Origin of the sequence: Azospirillum sp. B21 (genome assembly GCF_008364825.1) — a bacterium.
Classification (GTDB): Bacteria; Pseudomonadota; Alphaproteobacteria; order Azospirillales; family Azospirillaceae; genus Azospirillum.
The window spans coordinates 78,951-97,403 of record NZ_VTTO01000006.1 but is presented as its reverse complement, the minus strand read 5'-3'; the positions used below and the strand labels follow the sequence as shown (position 1 = coordinate 97,403).

Sequence of the window (18,453 nt, the reverse complement as noted above, 5' to 3'; positions counted from 1 at the left end):
GGGGACGGCATCGCCGGAGAGCGCTATCAGCCCCCGGTGGTGGTCTTGGTCTTGCCGGCGCCCGGCCCGGCACCCAGGTCGGCGCCGGTGGTCGGATCGGCGTCCGGCTTGGACATGGTGCGGGCGGCAACCGCATTGACCGCGGCCATTTCCGACGCGGCCAGCTTGACCGTCGGGTTGCCGTCGCCGCCGTTGACCGGAGCGTCGCCCATCTTGACGTCCACGAACTCCCACTGGGCGCCCTGGTTCCAGGGCCCGCGCATGTCGCCCTCGCCCTGGCTCATGTTGTAGTACTTGTCGGTGTATTCCGGCTTGCCCGGCAGCTTGCCCGGCGGGAAGTTGTTGTCGATGGAATACAGCGCCTTCTCGAAGCTCTTCTGGTGCGCGATCTCGCGGGTCATCAGGAAGCCCAGGGCATCCTTCACGCCCGGATCGTTGGTGACGTTGATCAGGCGCTCGTAAATGATCTTGGCGCGCGATTCCGCCGCGATGTTGGAACGCAGGTCGGCCGTCGGGTCGCCGATGCTGTCGATGTAGCCGCCGGTCCACAGCTGCCCGGCGGAGTTCACCAGGGCCGGGCCACCGCCATACAGAAGCGACAGGGTGTGGCTGCCGTTGCCCTGGGTGATGTTGGCGTAGAGGTCGGCGGTCTCTTCCGCACCCTCGGCCAGCTTGCCCTTGGCGCCCTTGGTCAGCATGGCGACGATGGAGCCGATCACCTCGAGGTGGCTCAGTTCCTCGGTCGCGATGTCGATCAGCATGTCCTTGCGGCCCGGATCCTCGTCGGCCAGACCCTGGGTGAAGTAGCGCATGGCTGCGGCGAGTTCACCCTGCGGGCCGCCGAACTGCTCCAGCATCAGGCTGGCGAGCACCGGGTTGGGCTCCGACACGCGCACCGTGTACATGAGCTTTTTGTTGTGCATGAACATGCGAGGGACTCCTCCTGCGTCTGATGGCCCGCTTGGCGGGGGCCGAGGATCGGAGAAATCCGGACCGGCCCATCGCCGGGGATGCAGGGGAGACCAGCAGGACGTGCCGTTCCGGATCGCTCACCCGTCCTCAACCCACAATCTTTAGAAGCGTTCCAGGAAAAATGCCCTGTCTTGGCGTGCTATAACTCCCGGTGCATGGCAGAAGACGTGATTCCACGAAAAAGGCGGCGCGAATGGGTGGTTTCCCTCGCGCCACCCGTTCCGGCAGTCCTGTTTTGCGGGCGGTCAGATTTTCTTTTCCGGCTCCGCCTTCTCGCGCATCAGCACGAACTCCTCCGAGGTGGAGGGGTGGAGCGCGATGGTGCGGTCGAAGTCGCGCTTGGTGGCGCCGCAGTTCAGCGCGATGGCCAGCGGCTGCATCATCTCCGGCGCGTCCATGCCCATCATGTGGCAACCGAGCACGCGCTGGCTCTCCCCATCGACCACCAGCTTCATCAGCACCCGCTCGTCCCGGCCGGACAGGGTATGCTTCATCGGGCGGAAACCGGCCTTGTAGATGTCGACCTGCGGGTATCGGGCGCGGGCCTGCATCTCCGTCAGCCCGACGGTGCCGAGCGGCGGCAGCGAGAACACCGCGGTCGGCACATTGTCGTAGCCGATGTGCATGGGATTGTCGTTGAACAGCGTCTCGGCCAGCGCACGGCCCTCGGCGATGGCGATGGGGGTCAGGGCCATGCGGTCGGTGACGTCGCCGATGGCATAGATGTTCTCCACGCTGGTGCGCGACCAGTCGTCGACCGGGATCGCGCCGGCCTCGTTCAGGGTGATGCCGACCTCTTCCAGGCCGAGATTCTTGGTGTTCGGGCGCCGGCCGGTGGCGGCCATCACCAGACCCGCCGAATGCTCGCGGCCCATATGGTCGGTCAGGGTATAGCCGCCCGCACCCTTTTCCAGCTTCAACGGCTTGCAGCGCGAGATGATGTTGATGCCGCGCTTGCGCATCTCCTGCGCCAGGGCCACGCGGATGTCGTCGTCGAACCCGTTCAGCAAATCGTCGCCGCGGATCATCAGCGTCACTTCGGAGCCCAGCCCGCGGAAGATGCTGGCGAATTCCACGGCGATGTAGCCGCCGCCGATGATCAGCACGGAATGGGGGAGCTTTTCGAGGTGAAGCGCCTCGTTGGAGGTCGCGGCATGCTCGATCCCCTCGATCGGCGGCAGCGACGGCCAGCCGCCGGTGGCGATCAGGATGTTGCGGGCGGTGTAGCGCTTGCCGTCGACCTCCACCGTATGGCGGTCGACGATCCGGCCGAACCCCTCGTACAGGGTCACGCCGGAATTCTTCAGCATGGTGATGTAGATGCCGTTCAGCCGGTCTATTTCGCGGTCCTTGCGCGAGATCAGCGTTTCCCAGTCGAAGGCCGGCGTGTGGGAGTTCCAGCCATAGCCGCAGGAATCCTCGAAGCCGTCGCGGAATTGGGCGGCATAGACCAGCAGCTTCTTCGGGACGCAGCCGCGGATCACGCAGGTGCCGCCGACGCGGCTGCCTTCGCAGATCGCCACCTTCGCGCCGTAGGACGCGGCGCGCCGGCTTGCGGCGACGCCCCCGGACCCCGCCCCGATGGTGAAGAGGTCGAAATCGAACTCGGCCACGGCCGTCTCCTTCCGCAACTTGACCCTTGAACGCCACGAACGGAGCCCGCGAACGGTCACGAGGCTGCCGGATGTGGTCCGGCAGGATATGGGGAGGCAAGGGGCGTTGGGAAGCGCGCCGTCAGCGCAGCAGCATATCCTGGATCAGCACTTGTCGAAGCTTCAACGGCCGCATGGTCTTGTTGGCGACGTGGCGCAGTGCGTCCTTGACATAGGCCGGCCCGTCGGCCCCCTGCAGTTCGGCCGGATCGACCTCCAGCAGGCGCCGGCTGATGGCGTCGGCGATGCGCGGCAGGTGGGGGGTGACCGTTTCCAACGGCGTCGCCGGGTCGAACTCCAACACTGCGCGCAGCCGCAATTCCTGCAGGCGGCGGCCGTCGTTCAGGGTCAGGGTCAGGGTGGGCAATGCGGCGTAGACCGCGGGGGCTGGTGCCATGCCGATTCGGGGAGCGGCGAAGGCCCCCTGGGCGGGGACCGGGCGGAGCAGCAGGGCGCCGCCGACCCCGGCGCCGGCGAAGGCGAGCATCAGCCCGATCAGCGCCAGAACGATCCGGTTCCCCGTCCCTTCGAAGGAGGGCAGGGCGGACGGAGCCGATTCGGCGGTTGCGGTCATCTTCGCCATTCCGTTCAGCCGCCCTGTTGCGATCGAAACCTGTGCGACGACTTTAAAAGCGCGGAAGTGGTAGGTCAAATAACGGTATTTGATCTGGTTTTTCTCTGAATGCGACAGGTGAAGCAGGACAAAGGCTGCAGCATCTGCGTGGCGACATCACCGGCATTTGATCTGTTCACCGTAGATGTCGGCATCAGAAATCTCACCGGAAAATGCAATGCTGCCATCCGTTCCGGGTTGCCAGGATGGGAAGCCTCTTCCCCCGCCCGCCCGGGGCGTATAATGCTGGGATTCCAACACAACCGGCCGGCTGCCCTGTCCGGCGGCCGGGCCATCCAGAACGAAGCATCGCAAAGCCATGCGCGGACACAGGCGCGGACAGGGGCGGAAGGCGAGGGTTACCGGTATGAGCAGCACCGACAACCGATCAGTTGGCGGCCGGGCAGCGGGAAGCGGGATGGCCGGCAAAGGGCCGACCGCCCTCAACCCGTCCTCCGCCCAGGTTCCTGACTGGACGGACACCTATTTCCGCCGCACCAGGGAAGCGGTGGGCAAATTCGGCGACAAGACCGTCACCTACGCCATCTTCATGCGGCGCCCGGTGGTCTGCGCCCCACGTCTGGCGGTGGACTGGCTGGAGGCGGTGGCGCGCGAGCGCAACACGACGTTCCAGATCGAACTGAACTACCCCGAGGGCAAATGGGTCGGCGCCGGCGAGCCGATTATGTACGTCACCGGCTCCTTCTATCATCTGGTCGATTGCGAGACGATCATCCTGCAGAAGCTGGGTCCCGCCAGCGTCGCGGCCTATAACGCCTTCACCATGTGCGCCGACCTGCCGAAGGTCGCCTTCCTCGCCATGGACGCCCGCCACTGCGCCGGAACGGAGATGGCGGAGATGATGGCCTATGCCGCCTCCGTCGGGTCGGACCGGGCCAAGCGCAAGGTCGGTGCCAAGGGCTTCATCGGCAACGCCACCGACGCCACCGCCCCCTATTTCGGGCAGGAGAAGGGCATGGGCACCATGCCGCACGCCCTGATCGGCTATGCCGGTTCGACCGTGCGCGCGGCGGAGATGTTCCACGAGACCTTCCCCGACCTGTCGCTGACCGTGCTGGTCGATTATTTCGGCCGCGAAATCACCGACGGGCTGGAGGTCTGCCGCCGCTTTCCGCAGCTGGCCGCCCAGGGCAAGCTGGCGCTGCGGCTCGACACCTCCGGCGGGCGTTTCGTCGAGGGGCTGGATCCCCCCGGCTCCTATGCCGTGCTGGAGCGCCATGCGCCGCACGCCATCCGCGGCTATCGCGACGAGACCCAGCTGCGCTACCTGATCGGCACCGGCGTGTCTGCCGCGGCGATCCATTACGTGCGCGAAAGGCTGGACGAGGCCGGCTTCCCGGCGGTGAAGATCGTCGCCAGCAGCGGGTTCGGCCCGGCCAAGTGCCGCCTGATGGCGGAGGCCAACGCGCCGGTGGATGTGATCGGCACCGGCAGCTACCTGCCCGAACGCTGGACCGAGACCTACGCCACCGCCGACATCATCGAGTATGACGGCGAACGCCGCGTAAAGGTCGGCCGCGAGTTCCTGTTCCGACGGTAGGTCACGACCGCGACGTGTGCGCCCGCATGCCGCCACGCCCGCCTAGAGGACTCTTGCCCGGCTATGTCAAGAGCCAGGACAGGACTGCCGTCCTGTTCTGGCCCAGAAGCGACCGCACCCAACCATCGTCCAGGCCTATTGCAAAGCCCTTGCAAGGGGAGAGGGTTGCGGTGACGGGACGCTTGGCGAGGATCGCTCAGCCACGGCGCCGAACCGCTTCGCCGAACAGGCCTTGCGGCCGCAACACCAGAATCGCCAGCAGCGTCAGGTACAGCGCCCCCAGCGCCACCGGGTACGACAGCACCGACGACACCCCCACCTCGAACAGAGCGATCAGCAGCGCCCCCACCACAGCCCCCGGCACCGACCCCCAGCCCCCGATGGTTACCGCGATGTAGGCCTTCAAAATCAGGTCGCCGCCCGCGGTCGGCGTGACGAAATAGCGGTTGGCAAGCAGCAGCCCCGCCGCCCCGGCACAGGCGGCCCCGATGGCGAAGGTCACCAGGATCATCGCGGTGACCGGCACGCCGCAGGCACGCGCCATTTCCGGGTCCTGCGCCGTTGCGCGCAGCCGGCGTCCCAGTTGCGTGCGGGCGAACACCCATTGCTGCGCGCCGATCAGCAGCGCCGCCACCGCGACGATGGCGAGCGACTGCTCGGGAACCGCCAGCCCGCCTAGGTAAAGAGTGTCGTCGCCGAACAGCGGCGGTGCGGCGCGCGGCTCCGGTCCGAACAGGATGGCGGCGCCGTTCTGCAGAATGATGCCGATGGCGATGGTGCTGATGAAGACCGATACCGGCGGCCGGCGGCGCAGCGGCAGATAGGCCATCAGCGCCAGCAGCAGGCCCAACCCCGCCATCAGCGCCAGCACCACCGGCAGCAGGGCGATGCCCGGCAGCGGGATCAGCGGCGCCAGCGCCACTGCCAACAGTCCGCCGGCCATGACGAGATCGCCCTGGGCGAAATTCACCGCCGAGGTGGCGTTCAGGACCAGCACGAATCCCAGCGCCACCAGCGCATAGGCCGCCCCTAGTGCCACCCCGTTGACCAGCAGTTGAAGCGCCGCCATCCGCTCACTTCGCCGCAAGCGCGGGGTTGTCGTAGCGCTTGACCACCGTCGGCACGCGGCTGGCCCCGTCATAACAGACGATGACGGCGGAATGGGCCATGTTGCCCTTGCCGTCGGACTTGTAGGTCATGGCGAGGCCCTTGAAGCTTTCCGACGACAGAGCCTTGCGGATGGCATCCGGCGAACGGGCGCCGGCCTTCACCGCCTCCAGCACCATGGTCATGCCGTCATACTGGCCGAGCGCGAAGGCGTCCGGCTCCTTGCCGAAGGCGGCGCGGTAGGCGTCGGTGAAGGCCTTCACCTCCGGCGTGTCGCCGGAGATGGGCGAGGCCGCGGTCTCGGCACAGACGCCCTTCAGCTCGGCCGGCTCCAGCAGGGCCGCGGTGCTCGGCTGATGCATGGCGGAGCCGGCGACGATGGGAACCGCCACCCCGCTGGACGCCGCCTGCCGCAGCAGGAGCGCGGTCGGGCCGGAATGCAGATGCAGCACCAGCACGTCGGGCTTGGCGGCCAGCGCCTTGGTCAACACCGGCAGCAGATCCTTGGCGGCGGGGTCCACCCCCTCCTCGAAGACGGGCGTGACGCCCAGCGCCTTGAAGGCGGCGTCGAGATGCGTCTTGCCGCTCTGCCCATAGGCGGTGGTCTGGTAGATGACGGCGGGCTGCCGCTTGCCCAACTCCTCCACCACATAGCGGGCGTGGGCGGCCTTGGTCACGGCATCGCCGGGGAAGAAGCGGAAGACCCAGGGGTTGCCCTGCTCGGTGATCGAGGCGGTGCCCGACACGGTGACCAGCGGCAGCTTCAACTCCTGCGCCAGCGGCAGCATCGCCAGCATCTGGGTGCCGAGCATGCTGGCGGCGACCGCCCCGACCGTGCCGCTGCCGGCCGCGCGCTCCAGCGCCGTCACCGCCGCCTCGGGCGAGGTGCCGGTGTCGACGACCTCCGACGCGATGGCGATGCCGGCCGGCGTCTGCTTCAGCGCCAGGACGGCGCCGTTGCGCTGGCTGGTTCCCTCCAGCGACAGGAAGCCGGTCAGCGGCACCAGAACCGGGAAGGACAGCGAGTCGTCGGCCCGGGCGGCGGACGACAGACAGGACGATGCGGCCAGCAGGCCGATCAGAAGGGGAAGCGCACGCCGCATGACCGAAAACTCCTCAACACGCGCCGGCAAGCGGAGCGACGCGGAGGAGACGGGGGCGATTTATCGGCGATCCGTCGGGTTCCGGTCGGCTCCCTTCGCCGGCATGACCCGGATCAGGTTCGATGGGTGTTGTCTCAGCCCGCGCATCCGCCGATCCGGCGTCTGTACGGGCACCCCAGCCGTAAACAGGCGGCGAGAGTGTCGCCGCCGGGCCTGTCCTGTCAAGAACCCAGCCGGCGGCGCGCCACCGTCGTTTCACGATGCAGGATGTAGAGCCCGCTGCCGATGATGACCATGGCGCCAAGCAACACCGGCGCGGTCGGCAGGTCGCCGAACACCATCCAGCCGAACAGGCTGGCCCAGACCATGCCGGTATATTCGAAGGGCGCCACCACTGCCGGCGGCGCGCGGCGGAACGCCTGGGTCAGCAGCACCTGCGCCCCGGCGCCGATTGCGCCGACGAGCGCCATCAGTCCCAGTGCGAAGCCGGTCGGCGCTGTCCAGACAGGAACCGTCAGCGCGCCGCTGACCACCGTCGTCGTCAGCAGCAGATAGAGCACGATCGACGCGCTGGTCTCCGTCCGCGACAGGCCGCGCACGGCGAGAGCGGCCAGCGCATAGAACAGGGCGGCGCACAGCCCGACCAGCACCGGCACCAGCGGCGCCCCGGCCGACGGCTGCGCCATCACAACCACGCCGCCGAACCCGACCACCACCGCGGCCCAGCGCCGCCAGCCCACCGGCTCCCCCAGCAGCGGGGCAGACAGAGCTGTGATGAACAGCGGCCCGGCGAAGCTCAGCACATAGACGTCGGCCAGCGGCAATTCCCGGAACGCATAGAAGAAGCATCCCATGGAGATCAGCCCGGCGAAGGCGCGCCAGACATGTCCCCAGGGCCGCCGCGTCCGCATCGCCGCGATCCCGCCGCCCCGCCACAGCGTGTAGCCGCCCACCAGCAGGAAGGCGACCAGCGAGCGTACGAACATCAGCTGCGGCACCGGGTAGTCGGCGGTCAGGAACTTGATCAGCGTGTCCATCGCCGCGAACAGCAGGATCGCGCCAAGGAAGCAGCCGACGGCATAGGGAACCGAATCGGCCTCGGCAGGCAGCAGGTCGGCGGTCTCGGCGTCGGTCATGGGATCGGTTCGGAACGGCAATGGCTGGGGCTGCCCACATTATGGGCAAATTCGCCCGCGTCCCAATGCCGCAACCGCAGGTCTGGTAGGCGTGGGATCTTGGAGGGGTTACACCCCCACCTATCCTCCCCCGCTGGGCGGGGGAGGGACTGCCGCTGCCTTCCGATCAAGCACTTACCCCCTCCCCCGCCCAGCGGGGGAGGGTTGGGGTGGGGGTCTAACCTCGCCGAAGCCTTCCCCTCACCGCGTCAGAACCATCACCAGCCGCTCCACCGGCGCATCGTTGACCAGATGCGACTCGACGATCTCGTCGATGTCCTCCGGTGTTTCCGGCCGGTACCAGATGCCCTCCGGATACACCACCATCAGCGGACCGGCGGAACAGAAGCCGAGACAGCCCGTCAGCGCCATGCCCACATCGGCGAGCCCCTTGCCCTGGATTTTCTGGTCCAGCCGCTGCCACAGCGGATGCGCGGCCTTGGCGGCGCAGCTGCCGCGCGGATGGCCGGGAGGGCGCTGCTGGGCGCAGCAGAAGACATGGTGGCGGAAGGTCTGCGGCAGGTCGAGCGGCATGGGCATGCTCCATAACCATAAAACTAATATGGGTAAGAGGCATGCCAGAATGCTGCGCTGCGGCAAGACTTTTGTGACGCTTCCAAGTCTCAGGACCTCTTGCCTTTTCGGCGTGACGAAATGCTTGGTCAGCGGCGGGGTTGGCGGTTAAGAATCCCCGGCAAGGGGCAATCCAGGAGACGCCGGTGCTGCTGAGCGGGTCGGGGAAGGGTCAGCCGGGCGCCGTGCCGGGCTGGGTCGGGTATGCGCTGCTGCCGGTACTCAACCTCGTCGCGGCTTTCGTGCTGTCGGGGCTGGTGATCCTGGTGATCGGCGAGAACCCGGTGGACGTGCTGTCGCTGCTGCTGACGGAGGCTCTGGGATACCCGGAGGCCATCGGCTACACCCTCTATTACACCACCAGCTACATCTTCACCGGACTGGCGGTTGCCATCGCCTTCCATTGCGGGCTGTTCAACATCGGCGGTGAGGGGCAGGCCTATCTGGGCGGGCTCGGCGCCGGGCTGGTGGCGCTGGCGCTGACCGGCTGGCCCTGGCCGGTGGTGGCGGTGCTGGCGATCCTGGCGTCGGCCCTGTTCGGCGCCGCCTGGGCCTTCATCCCGGCCTGGCTGCAGGCCAAGCGCGGCAGCCACATCGTCATCACGACGATCATGTTCAACTTCATCGCCGCGTCGATCATGACCTGGCTGCTGGTGGACGTGCTGATCCGCCCCGGCAGCCAGTCGCCCGAAACGCGAGAGTTCGATCCCGGCGTCTGGCTACCGTCGATGGACCGGGCGCTGGGCTGGTTCGGCATCACCATCCCTGCTTCGCCGCTGAACCTGTCCTTCCTGTGGGCGCTGGCCTGCTGCGTTCTTTTCCACCTGTTCCTGCGCCGGACCCGCTGGGGCTACGAGCTGCGCACCGTCGGCCGCAACGAGCGGGCGGCGGTCTATGCCGGCATCTCGCCCGCGCGCAACATCATTATCGCCATGCTGATCTCCGGCGCGCTGGCCGGCTTCGTGGGCGTGAACGAGATCCTGGGCGTGCAGCACCGGGTGATCCTGAACTTCACCGGCGGGGTCGGCTTCGTTGGCATCGCCGTGGCGCTGATGGGGCGCAACCATCCGGTCGGGATCATTCTGGCGGCCTTGCTGTTCGGGGTTCTGGCGCAGGGCGGCGGCCAGCTGTCCTTCGAATACCCCACGATCAACCGCGAGCTGGTCATGGTCATCCAGGGTCTGGTCATCCTGTTCGCCGGTGCCATGGAAAACCTGTTCAAACCACAGGTGGAGGCGCTGTTCCGCCGCCGCGGTAGCGCCACGGCCGCAGATGCTGCCACCGGGGGGAGGAGCTGAGCGATGGAGGACGCGCTTCTTCTGGCGCTGCAGCTGCTGGGCGCAACCATCCGGGTGGCGACTCCGCTGGTGCTGGCCGCCTTCGCCGGCATGTTCTGCGAGCGGGCCGGCGTGGTCGACATCGGGCTGGAAGGCAAGATGCTGGCCGGCGCCTTCTTCTCCGCCGCGGTCGCCTCGGCCACCCTCAATCCGTGGCTGGGACTGCTCGCCGGCATCGCCGCCGGGGTGGCGCTGGCGATGGTCCATGGCTTCGCCTGCATCACCCACAACGGCAATCAGGTGGTGTCGGGCATGGCGATCAACATCCTGGTCGCCGGGCTGGCGCCGACGCTTGCCTATGCCTGGTTCCAGCAGGGCGGCCAAACCCCGCTTCTGCCCAGTCAGGCGCGCATCCCCGCGGTGGAACTGCCGGGGGACGACGCGCTGGCCGGCGTGCCCGTTCTGGGGCCGATCTACCGCGAACTGTTCAACGGCAACAACATCCTGATCTGGGTGACGCTGGTCCTGGTGATCGCCACCCATTGGGTGCTCTACCGCTCCCGCTTCGGGCTGCGGCTGCGGGCGGTGGGCGAGAATCCGGCGGCGGTCGACACCGCCGGCCTGTCGGTGGCAAAGCTGCGCTATCAGGCGCTGATCGTCACCGGCGTGCTGACGGGGATGGCGGGCTCCTACCTGTCCACCGGCCATGGAGCCGGCTTCGTCCGCGACATGACCGCCGGCAAGGGGTATCTGGCGCTGGCGGCGCTGATCTTCGGCAAGTGGCGGCCGGGGCCGACCCTGTTCGCCTGCCTGCTGTTCGCCTTCACCGACGCGGTCCAGGTGCGCCTGCAAGGCGTGGTCCTGCCGGTGATCGGCGTCATTCCGGTGCAGTTCATCCAGATGCTTCCCTATGTGCTGACCGTGCTGCTGCTGGCCGGCTTCGTCGGCAAGGCCATCGCCCCGAAGGCGAGCGGCATCCCCTATGTCAAGGAGCGCTGAGGCCATGACCGACACGCCCGAGCTGGCACGCCTGATCGAAGCGGCCCGCGCCGCCCGCGAGAACGCCCACGCCCCCTATTCGAAGTTCAAGGTGGGCGCCGCCATCCTCGGCGACTCAGGCCGCATCTTCGCCGGCTGCAATGTGGAGAACGCGGCGTATCCCCAGGGGCAGTGCGCGGAATCGAGCGCTATCGGCGCCATGGTCACGGCGGGCGACCGCCGCATCCGCGCCATCGTCGTGATGGGCGGCGAGGCGGGGGCGGAGGAGATCTGCACCCCCTGCGGCGGCTGCCGCCAGCGCATCCGCGAATTCGCGACCCCGGAGACGCCGATCCACATCTGCGATCCGGCCGGCCTGCGGCGGAGCTTTCCGCTGGAGACCCTGTTGCCGGAATCCTTCGGCCCAACCAATTTAGCCTTCTGAGCGGAGTTTCCCGACATGACCGCAGCCCGCGCCGCCGCGGACATCCTTCACCGTGCCTCCGGCCATCGGCCGCGGGTCGGCATCGTGCTGGGCTCCGGCCTGGGCGGCATCGCCGACCGCATCGCCGATGGGGTCGCCATCCCCTACACCGATATCGCCGGCTTTCCCATTCCCAGCGTGTCCGGCCATGCCGGGAGGCTGGTGGTCGGGCGGCTGGGCGGGGTGGAGGTCGCTTGCATGCAGGGCCGCGTCCACGCCTATGAGGGCAACGGCTTCGACGCGCTGAAGACCGCAATCCGTGCGCTGAAGCTCGCGGGCTGCGACACGCTGGTGCTGACCGCCGCCGTCGGTTCGCTGCGGCTGGAGGTCGGACCCGGCCGGCTGATGGCGATCAGCGACCATCTGAACCTGCTGGGCGCCAATCCGCTGACCGGCCCGAACGACGAGGCCTTCGGCGATCGTTTTCCCAGCATGACCGACGCCTGGGACCCGGAGCTTCGCGGCCTGCTGAAGGATGTCGCGGGCGGCCTCGCGATCGATCTGGCCGAGGGCGTCTATGCCGCCTATCCCGGCCCGTCCTTCGAGACGCCGGCCGAGGTGCGGATGATGAAGCTGCTGGGCGCCGACGCGGTCGGCATGTCCACCGTCCCGGAATGCATCATCGCGCGCCATTGCGGCCTGCGGGTCGTCGGCTGCGCCGTCGTCACCAACCTGGGTGTCGGGCTCGGCGACGGGCCGGTCGACCATCACCAGACCCTGACCGCCGCATCGGCGGCAGCTGCCGACCTGGAACGCCTGCTGGTCGGTTTCCTCGAACGCCTGCATGAAAAGGACGGGTCCCGGTCATGAAACTGTCTGCCGACCTGCAAAGCGCGCTCGACGCCAGCGCCAACGCCCCGTCCGACGCCGATCTGGCGCGCCGTGCCGTGGGCATGCTCGACCTCACCAGCCTGAACGGTGACGACACCGACCGCGTGGTGGAGGCTCTCTGCGCCCGCGCCATCACGCCCGTGGGGCCGGTCGCCGCGGTCTGCGTCTGGGCGCGCTTCGTGCCCACCGCCCGCAAGGCGCTGGAGGGCACGCCGGTGAAGGTCGCCACCGTGGTGAATTTCCCGACCGGCGAGGCCGACGCATCGTCGGTGGCGGCGGAAACACGGCGCGCCATCGCCGACGGTGCCGACGAGATCGACGTGGTGCTGCCCTATAAGGCCTTCATCGACGGCGCCCGCACCCAGCCGATGAACGTCGTGAAAGCCTGCCGCGAGGCCTGCGCCGACAAGGCGTTGATGAAGGTCATCCTGGAATCGGGGGCTTTCCCCGATGCCGACCTGCTGGCCTGGGCGGCGCGCGACGCCATCGCCGCCGGTGCCGATTTCCTCAAGACTTCCACCGGCAAGACCCAGCCGGCCGCCACCCTTCCCGCGGCGGCCGTGATACTCGACAGCATCTATGAATCCGGCAAGACCGTCGGCTTCAAGGCCTCCGGCGGCATTCGCGATGCAGCGGAGGCGGCGCGCTATCTGGCGTTGGCCGACCACATCCTGGGCGATGGCTGGGCGACGCCGCAGACCTTCCGGTTCGGCGCCTCCAGCCTGCTCGACGCGCTGCTGGCAGCCGCCGGGCATGGAAAGCGGGAAGGCGAACGCGAACCGGCCCCGGCGGGAGGGTACTGAGGCATGCTTCCCCAGGAGATCGTCCGCGCCAAACGCGACGGCCAGCCGCTCGACGCCGCCACCATCCAGGACTTCGTCCGCGGCATCACCGATGGCCGCGTCTCGGAATCGCAGGCCGCGGCCTTCGCCATGGCCGTCTTCTTCCGCGGCATGAGCCTGGACGAACGGGTGGCGCTGACCCGCGCCATGCGCGATTCGGGCACGGTGATGGAATGGCGGTCGCTGGGCCTGCCGGGTCCGGTGATCGACAAGCATTCCACGGGGGGCGTCGGCGACAAGGTCAGCCTGATCCTGGCGCCGATGCTGGCCGCCTGCGGCGGTTTCGTGCCGATGGTGTCGGGGCGGGGTCTCGGCCACACCGGCGGCACGCTCGACAAGTTCGAGAGCATCCCAGGCTATCGCGCCAAGCCCGACAACGAACTGCTGCGCCGGGTGGTGAAGGAGGTCGGCTGCGCGGTGATCGGTGCCACCGACGACATCGCCCCGGCCGACAAGCGGCTCTACGCCATCCGCGACGTGACGGCGACGGTCGAATCGCTCGACCTGATCACCGCGTCCATCCTGTCGAAGAAGCTCGCCGCCGGGCTGGACGCGCTGGTGATGGACGTGAAGTTCGGCACCGGCGCCTTCATGCAGCGCCTCTCGGATGCCGAGGCACTGGCGGAGAGCATCGTCACCGTGTCGAAGGGCGCCGGCCTGCCGGCGGTCGCCCTGCTGACCGACATGAACGAGGTGCTGGGCCGCAGCGCAGGCAACGCGCTGGAGATGCGCGAATGCCTCGCCATCCTGCGCGGCGAGCCGGCCGAACCACGGCTCTACGAGGTGACGGCGGCGCTGGCGGCCGAACTGCTGGCGCTCGCCGGGCTGGCGCCGGACGCCGCGGCCGGCCGTGCCATGGCCGACCGCGCAATCGCCAGCGGCGAGGCGGCGGAACGCTTCGCCCGCATGGTGGCGGCGCTGGGCGGACCGGCCGACCTGCTGGAACAGCCGGACCGCCATCTGGAAAGCGCGCCCATTGTCCGACCAGTCGTCGCCGAGCGATCAGGCTTCGTCGGCGCGATCGACACCCGCGGGGTCGGCATGGCGGTGGTGGCGCTGGGCGGCGGCCGGACCAAAACCACCGACGCCATCGACTTCGCCGTCGGCTTCGACGAGGTGGCCGGGCTGGGCGACGCGGTGGGGCCGGGTGAGCGACCGCTGGCTATCCTGCACGCCCGCACGGATGCGCAGGCCGATGAAGCCGAACGCCGCCTGCGCGCGTCGGTCACGGTGACGGATACGGCGCCGGCGCGCGGTCCGCTGATTGCGAAGCGTCTGGGGTGAGGGATCACGTCTTTTCCCGAGGCGAGGGCTATATCGGGGTGGAAAATCTTGCGCTGCTTGCAGGCGCCCTCGCCCTGCTGGTCTACGCGCTCGCCTTCGCCTCTCCCTATGGCCTGCGCGTGCTGACCGTTGCCGGTGTCTATGCGCTGGCGACCTTCGGATTCCAGATCGTCTTTGGGCTCGGCGGCGCGTTGTCTCTCGCCCAGGGCGCCTTCTTCGGTGTCGGCGCCTATGTGAGCGGCATCCTCGGCAGCCGCTATGGGTTGGGCTTCGAGGCGACCTTTCCGCTGTCGATGCTGGTGCCGCTCCTGCTGGCGCTGCCGGTCGGGCTGGCGGTGCTGCGGCTGGAGTCGCACTATTTCGCCCTGGCCACGCTGGGCATCGCGCAGGTGCTGCATTTGCTGGCGGTCAACCTGCCGGAGCTGACCGGAGGCTCCAACGGGCTGGCCGGCGTGCCGGCGGTGGTGCTGTTCGGCTGGACGGTGCCGCGCGGACTGCCGATGGCGGGGCTGGTCTGGGGGCTGGTGGCGCTCGGCGGTCTGGTGGGGTGGCGGCTGGCGCGCGGGAGGCTCGGGCGGTCGCTGACCATGCTGCGCGACGATCCGCTGGCGGCGGGAACGCTGGGGCTCGACGTCGGGCGGCTGCGGCTGACCGCCTTCGGCATCAGCGCCCTGTTCGCCGGAGCGGCCGGAGCGCTGGCGGTCCACACCCAGCGCGTCGTCTCGCCGGAGGTGCTGGAGTTCCCGGTCATGGTCTCCATCCTCACCATCGCCATCGTCGGCGGGCGGGGGCGGATGGCCGGCGCGGTGCTGGGCGCGGTGCTGCTGCTGCATCTGCCGGAATGGTTCCGCTTCATGGAGCGCGGCTATCTGGTCGTCTACGGAATGGCCTTGCTGCTGACCGTTCTGCTGGCGCCCGACGGTCTGACCGGGCTGCTCGACCGCGCAGCCGGACGCCTGTTCGGCCGCACCGCCCGTGCCCTGCCGGAGGCGCGCGAACCGCCGCAGCCACCCGCACCGGCGGATGGGCTGACGGTGGAGGGGCTTGCCAAGTCCTTCGGCGGCGTGCGTGCGGTGGACGGCGTGTCTCTGGAGTTGCGGAGGGGCGGCATCACCGGGCTGATCGGTCCCAACGGATCGGGCAAGACCACGCTCATCAACCTGCTGTCGGGGCTGGAGCGGCCCGATGCCGGACGGGTGCGGCTGGGCGGGCGGGACGTCACCGGTGTCCGCGCCGACCGTCTGGCCCATGCCGGGCTGGCCCGCAGCTTCCAGGCGGCGATCCTGCCGGAAGGGGCCGGCGTGCTGGAGGCGGTGGCCGCCGCCCGTCTGGCCTTCGACCCCGACGCGGCGACGGCGGAGGCGCATGCCCGCTGGGCGCTCGACCGGCTGGGGGTCGGCGACCTTGCGGGACAGAGCTGCGACGGCTTGCCGGCGGCGCTGCGGCGGCGGGTGGAGCTGGCCCGCGCCCTGGTCCGCCGGCCGGCGGTCCTGCTGCTGGACGAGCCGGCCGCCGGGCTGACCGATGGCGAGAAGGCGGAACTGGCCGCCCTGCTGCGCCAACTCGCGGGGGAGGGGATGGCGGTCCTGCTGGTGGAGCATGACATGGGCTTCCTGCTGCCGCTGGCAGGCCGGGTGCTGTGCCTCGACCGCGGACGGGTGATCTATGACGGCCCGGCCGACGGAGTGCGCCGGGATGCGACGGTGGCGGCGGCCTATCTGGGCCGTGCGGAGGCAGCATGAGTGCTTTGCTGTCCATCCACGGCCTGACTGCCGGCTATGGCGGGGTGACGGCGCTCGACGGGGTTTCGCTGACCGTCGCGGCGGGCGAGACGGTGGCGCTGCTCGGCGCCAACGGGGCGGGGAAGTCGACGCTGCTGAAGGCGCTGCTCGGCCTCGTGCCGGCGCAGGGAGACCTGCGCTTCGACGGCGGCGACCTCTCCCCGCTGGCGACGGAGGCGCGGGTCCGGCGCGGCATCGGCTATGTGCCGGAGGGGAGGCGGGTCTTCCCCGGAATGAGCGTGCGCGACAATCTGGAGGTTGCCGGTCTGCCTGCCGTCCGCGACCGCGCGCTGGATGTCGAGCGTGTCTTCGCCCTGTTTCCCGACCTCGCGGGCAAGAGCCGGGAAAGCGCTTGGCGCCTGTCCGGCGGCCAGCAGCAGATGCTCAGCCTCGGCCGCGCGCTGATGGGCCGGCCGCGCCTGCTGCTGCTGGACGAACCGTCGCTCGGCCTGTCACCCAAGCTGGCCGACGAGGTCTTCGCCGCGGTCGGCCGCATCGCCGCCACCGGCACCGCCGTGCTGCTGGCCGAACAGAGTGCGGCGCGCGCCCTGACGGTCGCCCCGCGCGCAGTCCTGCTGCGGCTGGGCCGCCTGGTGGGGGACGGGCCGGTGGCGTCGCTGTCGGAAGAGGCGCTGCGCGAGGCCTTCTTCGGCGTTTAGCCCAAATCCCCTGCGTGTCCTGTGCAACAGGTGTCTGCCTCCTGCAACAGGATGGGCGGTTGGGCTTGCGGATGGGGGCGGGCGCGGATAGCTTCGCCGCCACAACCATCTATGGATTACCTCGTCATGACCGCCCGTTCCGCCGCTTCGCTGTCCGCGCTTCTCCTGCTGGGTGTGGCGTCGGCGCCGGCGATGGCCGAACTGGTGCCGGTCGAGCCGAGCATTCCCCCGGCAGTTTATTACGGCCTGCCGGTGCCCGAGGCCGAAATCGTGACCCCGGGCGCTCCGGCGCAGGACGTCAAGCCGGGTGAAAAGCCCGGTGAAAAACAGGGCGCGGCGGCGCCGGCCAAGCCCGATGGGCCGGGCGAACTGATCGAGAGTTGGGACGGCGGCGCCGCCAAGAAGAAGGACGGCAGCTTCGCCTATTGCGTGGCGGAGGGGGAATTCACCTCCGGCCATGTGCTGATGTTCGCCCGCAGCCCCAAGGGCGAGACCAACATCGGCATCGGCATCCCCGGCGCCGACCTGCCCAAGGGCGGCGAATGGCCGGTCACCATCGAGGTGGACAAGAAGCTGAAGCGTGAGCGGGTGGCCATCGCTTCGCAGCCGGACATGCTGGTGGTTTCCAACGGCAAGGACGAGGAACTGGTCAACGCCCTGATGGGCGGCAGCGAACTGGTGGTATCGTCGGCCACCGACCGCATCGCCTTCAAGCTGTCCGGCACCAAGAAGGTGCTGGGCGACCTGAAGACCTGCGTCGACAAGGGAGGCAACGTTCCGCCGATCAAGGTCGCCGCCGGCCGCCCGGCTGAGAAGAAGAACCGCCTGCCGGCAGGGCTGGACAGCCTGCTGACCGCAGCCGGCGTGCATGACGCCGAACTGGTCCCGATGGACAAGATCCCGCAGGAGCGCCGCCCGGCCGACGTCGCTTGGCGCTTCGGCCCCATCGTCGGCGGCATCCGCGAGCGAGCGGTGGGTGAGGACGCCAGGATCGACGAACTGTCGGACGGCTTCGCCGACGCGATGAAGCAGCGGTGCGAAGGCACCCCGACCGTCAGCCTGAACCCGTCCGAACAGGCCGGTTCGGTCTGGCTGCGCACTGGCTCGGTCGATTGCGCCATGCCTCAGGGCAAGCTGCACGTCACGCTGAACTTCCTGCTGTCGCAACGCCGCCTGTTCACCGTGATCTTCCACGAGGCGGCCGAACCGGACGTGGCGCTGGCCGAGAAGGTGCGCGACAACCTCACCCATGTTCTGCGCCGTGCCGGCACCGCTCCGGCCGCCGCGCCGGCCATAGCGCCGACTGATGCCGCGCCCGCCAATCCGCCGGCTGCAACGTCTGCAGCCCCTCCGGCAGGCGAGGCTGCTCCCTCCGCTGCTGCGCCCGCCGCATCGCAGGCAGGGTCCGCTCCGCCGACGGTGAAGCCGCAGGCGAAACCGCAGCCGGGCAAGTCCTGACGGAAATCCGGTGCAGACTTCCCGCTGACGGCTTCTGTGACGCTGCTTTTCAGAAATATCCTGAACATAGATTTCTCCGCTCAAGAATTTTGGGAAGCACCGA

General features: G+C 68.9%; 17 protein-coding genes and 1 riboswitch. Of the genes, 10 read left to right on the top strand and 7 right to left on the bottom strand.

Annotated features, from left to right (window positions below; genetic code table 11):
* Positions 1 to 26 precede the first annotated feature (26 nt).
* The 3 genes from FZ983_RS15900 to FZ983_RS15890 form a co-directional block, all read right to left on the bottom strand.
* Entirely contained in the window at positions 27 to 929 is a 903-nt protein-coding gene (locus tag FZ983_RS15900) for a manganese catalase family protein (RefSeq protein ID WP_149224502.1), read from the bottom strand.
* A gap of 288 nt (positions 930 to 1,217) precedes the next feature.
* Positions 1,218 to 2,585 (bottom strand): glutathione-disulfide reductase, encoded by a 1,368-nt coding sequence (gene gor, locus FZ983_RS15895; RefSeq protein ID WP_149224501.1) that lies wholly within the window; start codon positions 2,583 to 2,585, stop codon positions 1,218 to 1,220.
* A gap of 121 nt (positions 2,586 to 2,706) precedes the next feature.
* On the bottom strand, positions 2,707 to 3,198 hold the full coding sequence (locus FZ983_RS15890) for a flagellar basal body-associated FliL family protein (RefSeq protein WP_247883779.1): 492 nt from the start codon (positions 3,196 to 3,198) through the stop codon (positions 2,707 to 2,709).
* Positions 3,199 to 3,655: 457 nt separating this feature from the next.
* On the opposite strand from FZ983_RS15890, the gene FZ983_RS15885 reads away from it, so the two are divergent.
* Positions 3,656 to 4,798, top strand: coding sequence for a nicotinate phosphoribosyltransferase (locus FZ983_RS15885; RefSeq protein ID WP_149224823.1), 1,143 nt, complete (start codon positions 3,656 to 3,658; stop codon positions 4,796 to 4,798).
* Positions 4,799 to 4,994: 196 nt separating this feature from the next.
* On the opposite strand, the gene FZ983_RS15880 is transcribed toward FZ983_RS15885, so the two are convergent.
* The 4 genes from FZ983_RS15880 to FZ983_RS15865 all read right to left on the bottom strand — a co-directional run bounded on the left by FZ983_RS15880 (position 4,995) and on the right by FZ983_RS15865 (position 8,717).
* Complete coding sequence (locus tag FZ983_RS15880) at positions 4,995 to 5,867, bottom strand: branched-chain amino acid ABC transporter permease (RefSeq protein WP_149224499.1); 873 nt, start codon at positions 5,865 to 5,867, stop codon at positions 4,995 to 4,997.
* 4 nt (positions 5,868 to 5,871) lie between these two features.
* Positions 5,872 to 7,008 carry an ABC transporter substrate-binding protein gene (locus tag FZ983_RS15875; protein WP_149224498.1) on the bottom strand — a complete coding sequence of 379 codons (1,137 nt, stop codon included), beginning with the start codon at positions 7,006 to 7,008 and terminating at the stop codon, positions 5,872 to 5,874.
* 73 nt (positions 7,009 to 7,081) lie between these two features.
* Positions 7,082 to 7,196, bottom strand: a riboswitch (TPP riboswitch).
* A gap of 33 nt (positions 7,197 to 7,229) precedes the next feature.
* A complete protein-coding gene (locus tag FZ983_RS15870) occupies positions 7,230 to 8,144 on the bottom strand; it encodes a DMT family transporter (RefSeq protein ID WP_149224497.1) in 915 nt (304 codons plus the stop codon).
* Between the two features lie 240 nt (positions 8,145 to 8,384).
* Entirely contained in the window at positions 8,385 to 8,717 is a 333-nt protein-coding gene (locus FZ983_RS15865; RefSeq protein WP_149224496.1) for a (2Fe-2S) ferredoxin domain-containing protein, read from the bottom strand.
* A 185-nt stretch (positions 8,718 to 8,902) separates the two neighbouring features.
* Between FZ983_RS15865 and FZ983_RS15860 the strand changes: the two genes are divergently transcribed.
* The 9 genes from FZ983_RS15860 (at position 8,903) to FZ983_RS15820 (ending at position 18,350) form a co-directional block, all read left to right on the top strand.
* Positions 8,903 to 10,054 (top strand): ABC transporter permease, encoded by a 1,152-nt coding sequence (locus tag FZ983_RS15860; RefSeq protein WP_149224495.1) that lies wholly within the window; start codon positions 8,903 to 8,905, stop codon positions 10,052 to 10,054.
* A gap of 3 nt (positions 10,055 to 10,057) precedes the next feature.
* A complete protein-coding gene (locus tag FZ983_RS15855; RefSeq protein ID WP_149224494.1) occupies positions 10,058 to 11,032 on the top strand; it encodes an ABC transporter permease in 975 nt (324 codons plus the stop codon).
* Between the two features lie 4 nt (positions 11,033 to 11,036).
* A complete protein-coding gene (gene cdd, locus FZ983_RS15850) occupies positions 11,037 to 11,456 on the top strand; it encodes a cytidine deaminase (protein WP_149224493.1) in 420 nt (139 codons plus the stop codon).
* A gap of 15 nt (positions 11,457 to 11,471) precedes the next feature.
* On the top strand, positions 11,472 to 12,305 hold the full coding sequence (locus FZ983_RS15845) for a purine-nucleoside phosphorylase (RefSeq protein WP_149224492.1): 834 nt from the start codon (positions 11,472 to 11,474) through the stop codon (positions 12,303 to 12,305).
* Positions 12,302 to 13,129 (top strand): deoxyribose-phosphate aldolase, encoded by an 828-nt coding sequence (gene deoC, locus FZ983_RS15840; RefSeq protein ID WP_149224491.1) that lies wholly within the window; start codon positions 12,302 to 12,304, stop codon positions 13,127 to 13,129. The genes FZ983_RS15845 and deoC overlap by 4 nt, the downstream gene beginning before the upstream one ends.
* Positions 13,130 to 13,132: 3 nt before the next feature.
* Positions 13,133 to 14,452, top strand: a complete 1,320-nt coding sequence (deoA, locus tag FZ983_RS15835; protein ID WP_149224490.1) for a thymidine phosphorylase — start codon at positions 13,133 to 13,135, stop codon at positions 14,450 to 14,452.
* A gap of 38 nt (positions 14,453 to 14,490) precedes the next feature.
* Positions 14,491 to 16,194 carry a branched-chain amino acid ABC transporter ATP-binding protein/permease gene (locus tag FZ983_RS15830; protein WP_149224489.1) on the top strand — a complete coding sequence of 568 codons (1,704 nt, stop codon included), beginning with the start codon at positions 14,491 to 14,493 and terminating at the stop codon, positions 16,192 to 16,194.
* Entirely contained in the window at positions 16,191 to 16,892 is a 702-nt protein-coding gene (locus tag FZ983_RS15825; RefSeq protein WP_149224488.1) for an ABC transporter ATP-binding protein, read from the top strand. Before FZ983_RS15830 ends, FZ983_RS15825 begins: the two co-directional genes overlap by 4 nt.
* Positions 16,893 to 17,018: 126 nt before the next feature.
* Positions 17,019 to 18,350: a hypothetical protein gene (locus tag FZ983_RS15820; protein ID WP_149224487.1), complete on the top strand. Its 1,332-nt coding sequence runs from the start codon at positions 17,019 to 17,021 to the stop codon at positions 18,348 to 18,350.
* Positions 18,351 to 18,453: the final 103 nt, after the last annotated feature.

Coding starts and splice junctions, on each gene's coding strand:
- FZ983_RS15820 (WP_149224487.1), top strand. CDS start 17,019: ATGACCGCCCGTTCCGCCGCTTCGCTGTCCGCGCTTCTCCTGCTGGGT.
- FZ983_RS15870 (WP_149224497.1), bottom strand. CDS start 8,144: ATGACCGACGCCGAGACCGCCGACCTGCTGCCTGCCGAGGCCGATTCG.
- FZ983_RS15825 (WP_149224488.1), top strand. CDS start 16,191: ATGAGTGCTTTGCTGTCCATCCACGGCCTGACTGCCGGCTATGGCGGG.
- FZ983_RS15880 (WP_149224499.1), bottom strand. CDS start 5,867: ATGGCGGCGCTTCAACTGCTGGTCAACGGGGTGGCACTAGGGGCGGCC.
- deoC (WP_149224491.1), top strand. CDS start 12,302: ATGAAACTGTCTGCCGACCTGCAAAGCGCGCTCGACGCCAGCGCCAAC.
- FZ983_RS15845 (WP_149224492.1), top strand. CDS start 11,472: ATGACCGCAGCCCGCGCCGCCGCGGACATCCTTCACCGTGCCTCCGGC.
- FZ983_RS15865 (WP_149224496.1), bottom strand. CDS start 8,717: ATGCCGCTCGACCTGCCGCAGACCTTCCGCCACCATGTCTTCTGCTGC.
- FZ983_RS15890 (WP_247883779.1), bottom strand. CDS start 3,198: ATGACCGCAACCGCCGAATCGGCTCCGTCCGCCCTGCCCTCCTTCGAA.
- deoA (WP_149224490.1), top strand. CDS start 13,133: ATGCTTCCCCAGGAGATCGTCCGCGCCAAACGCGACGGCCAGCCGCTC.
- FZ983_RS15875 (WP_149224498.1), bottom strand. CDS start 7,008: ATGCGGCGTGCGCTTCCCCTTCTGATCGGCCTGCTGGCCGCATCGTCC.
- FZ983_RS15885 (WP_149224823.1), top strand. CDS start 3,656: ATGGCCGGCAAAGGGCCGACCGCCCTCAACCCGTCCTCCGCCCAGGTT.
- cdd (WP_149224493.1), top strand. CDS start 11,037: ATGACCGACACGCCCGAGCTGGCACGCCTGATCGAAGCGGCCCGCGCC.
- FZ983_RS15900 (WP_149224502.1), bottom strand. CDS start 929: ATGTTCATGCACAACAAAAAGCTCATGTACACGGTGCGCGTGTCGGAG.
- FZ983_RS15855 (WP_149224494.1), top strand. CDS start 10,058: ATGGAGGACGCGCTTCTTCTGGCGCTGCAGCTGCTGGGCGCAACCATC.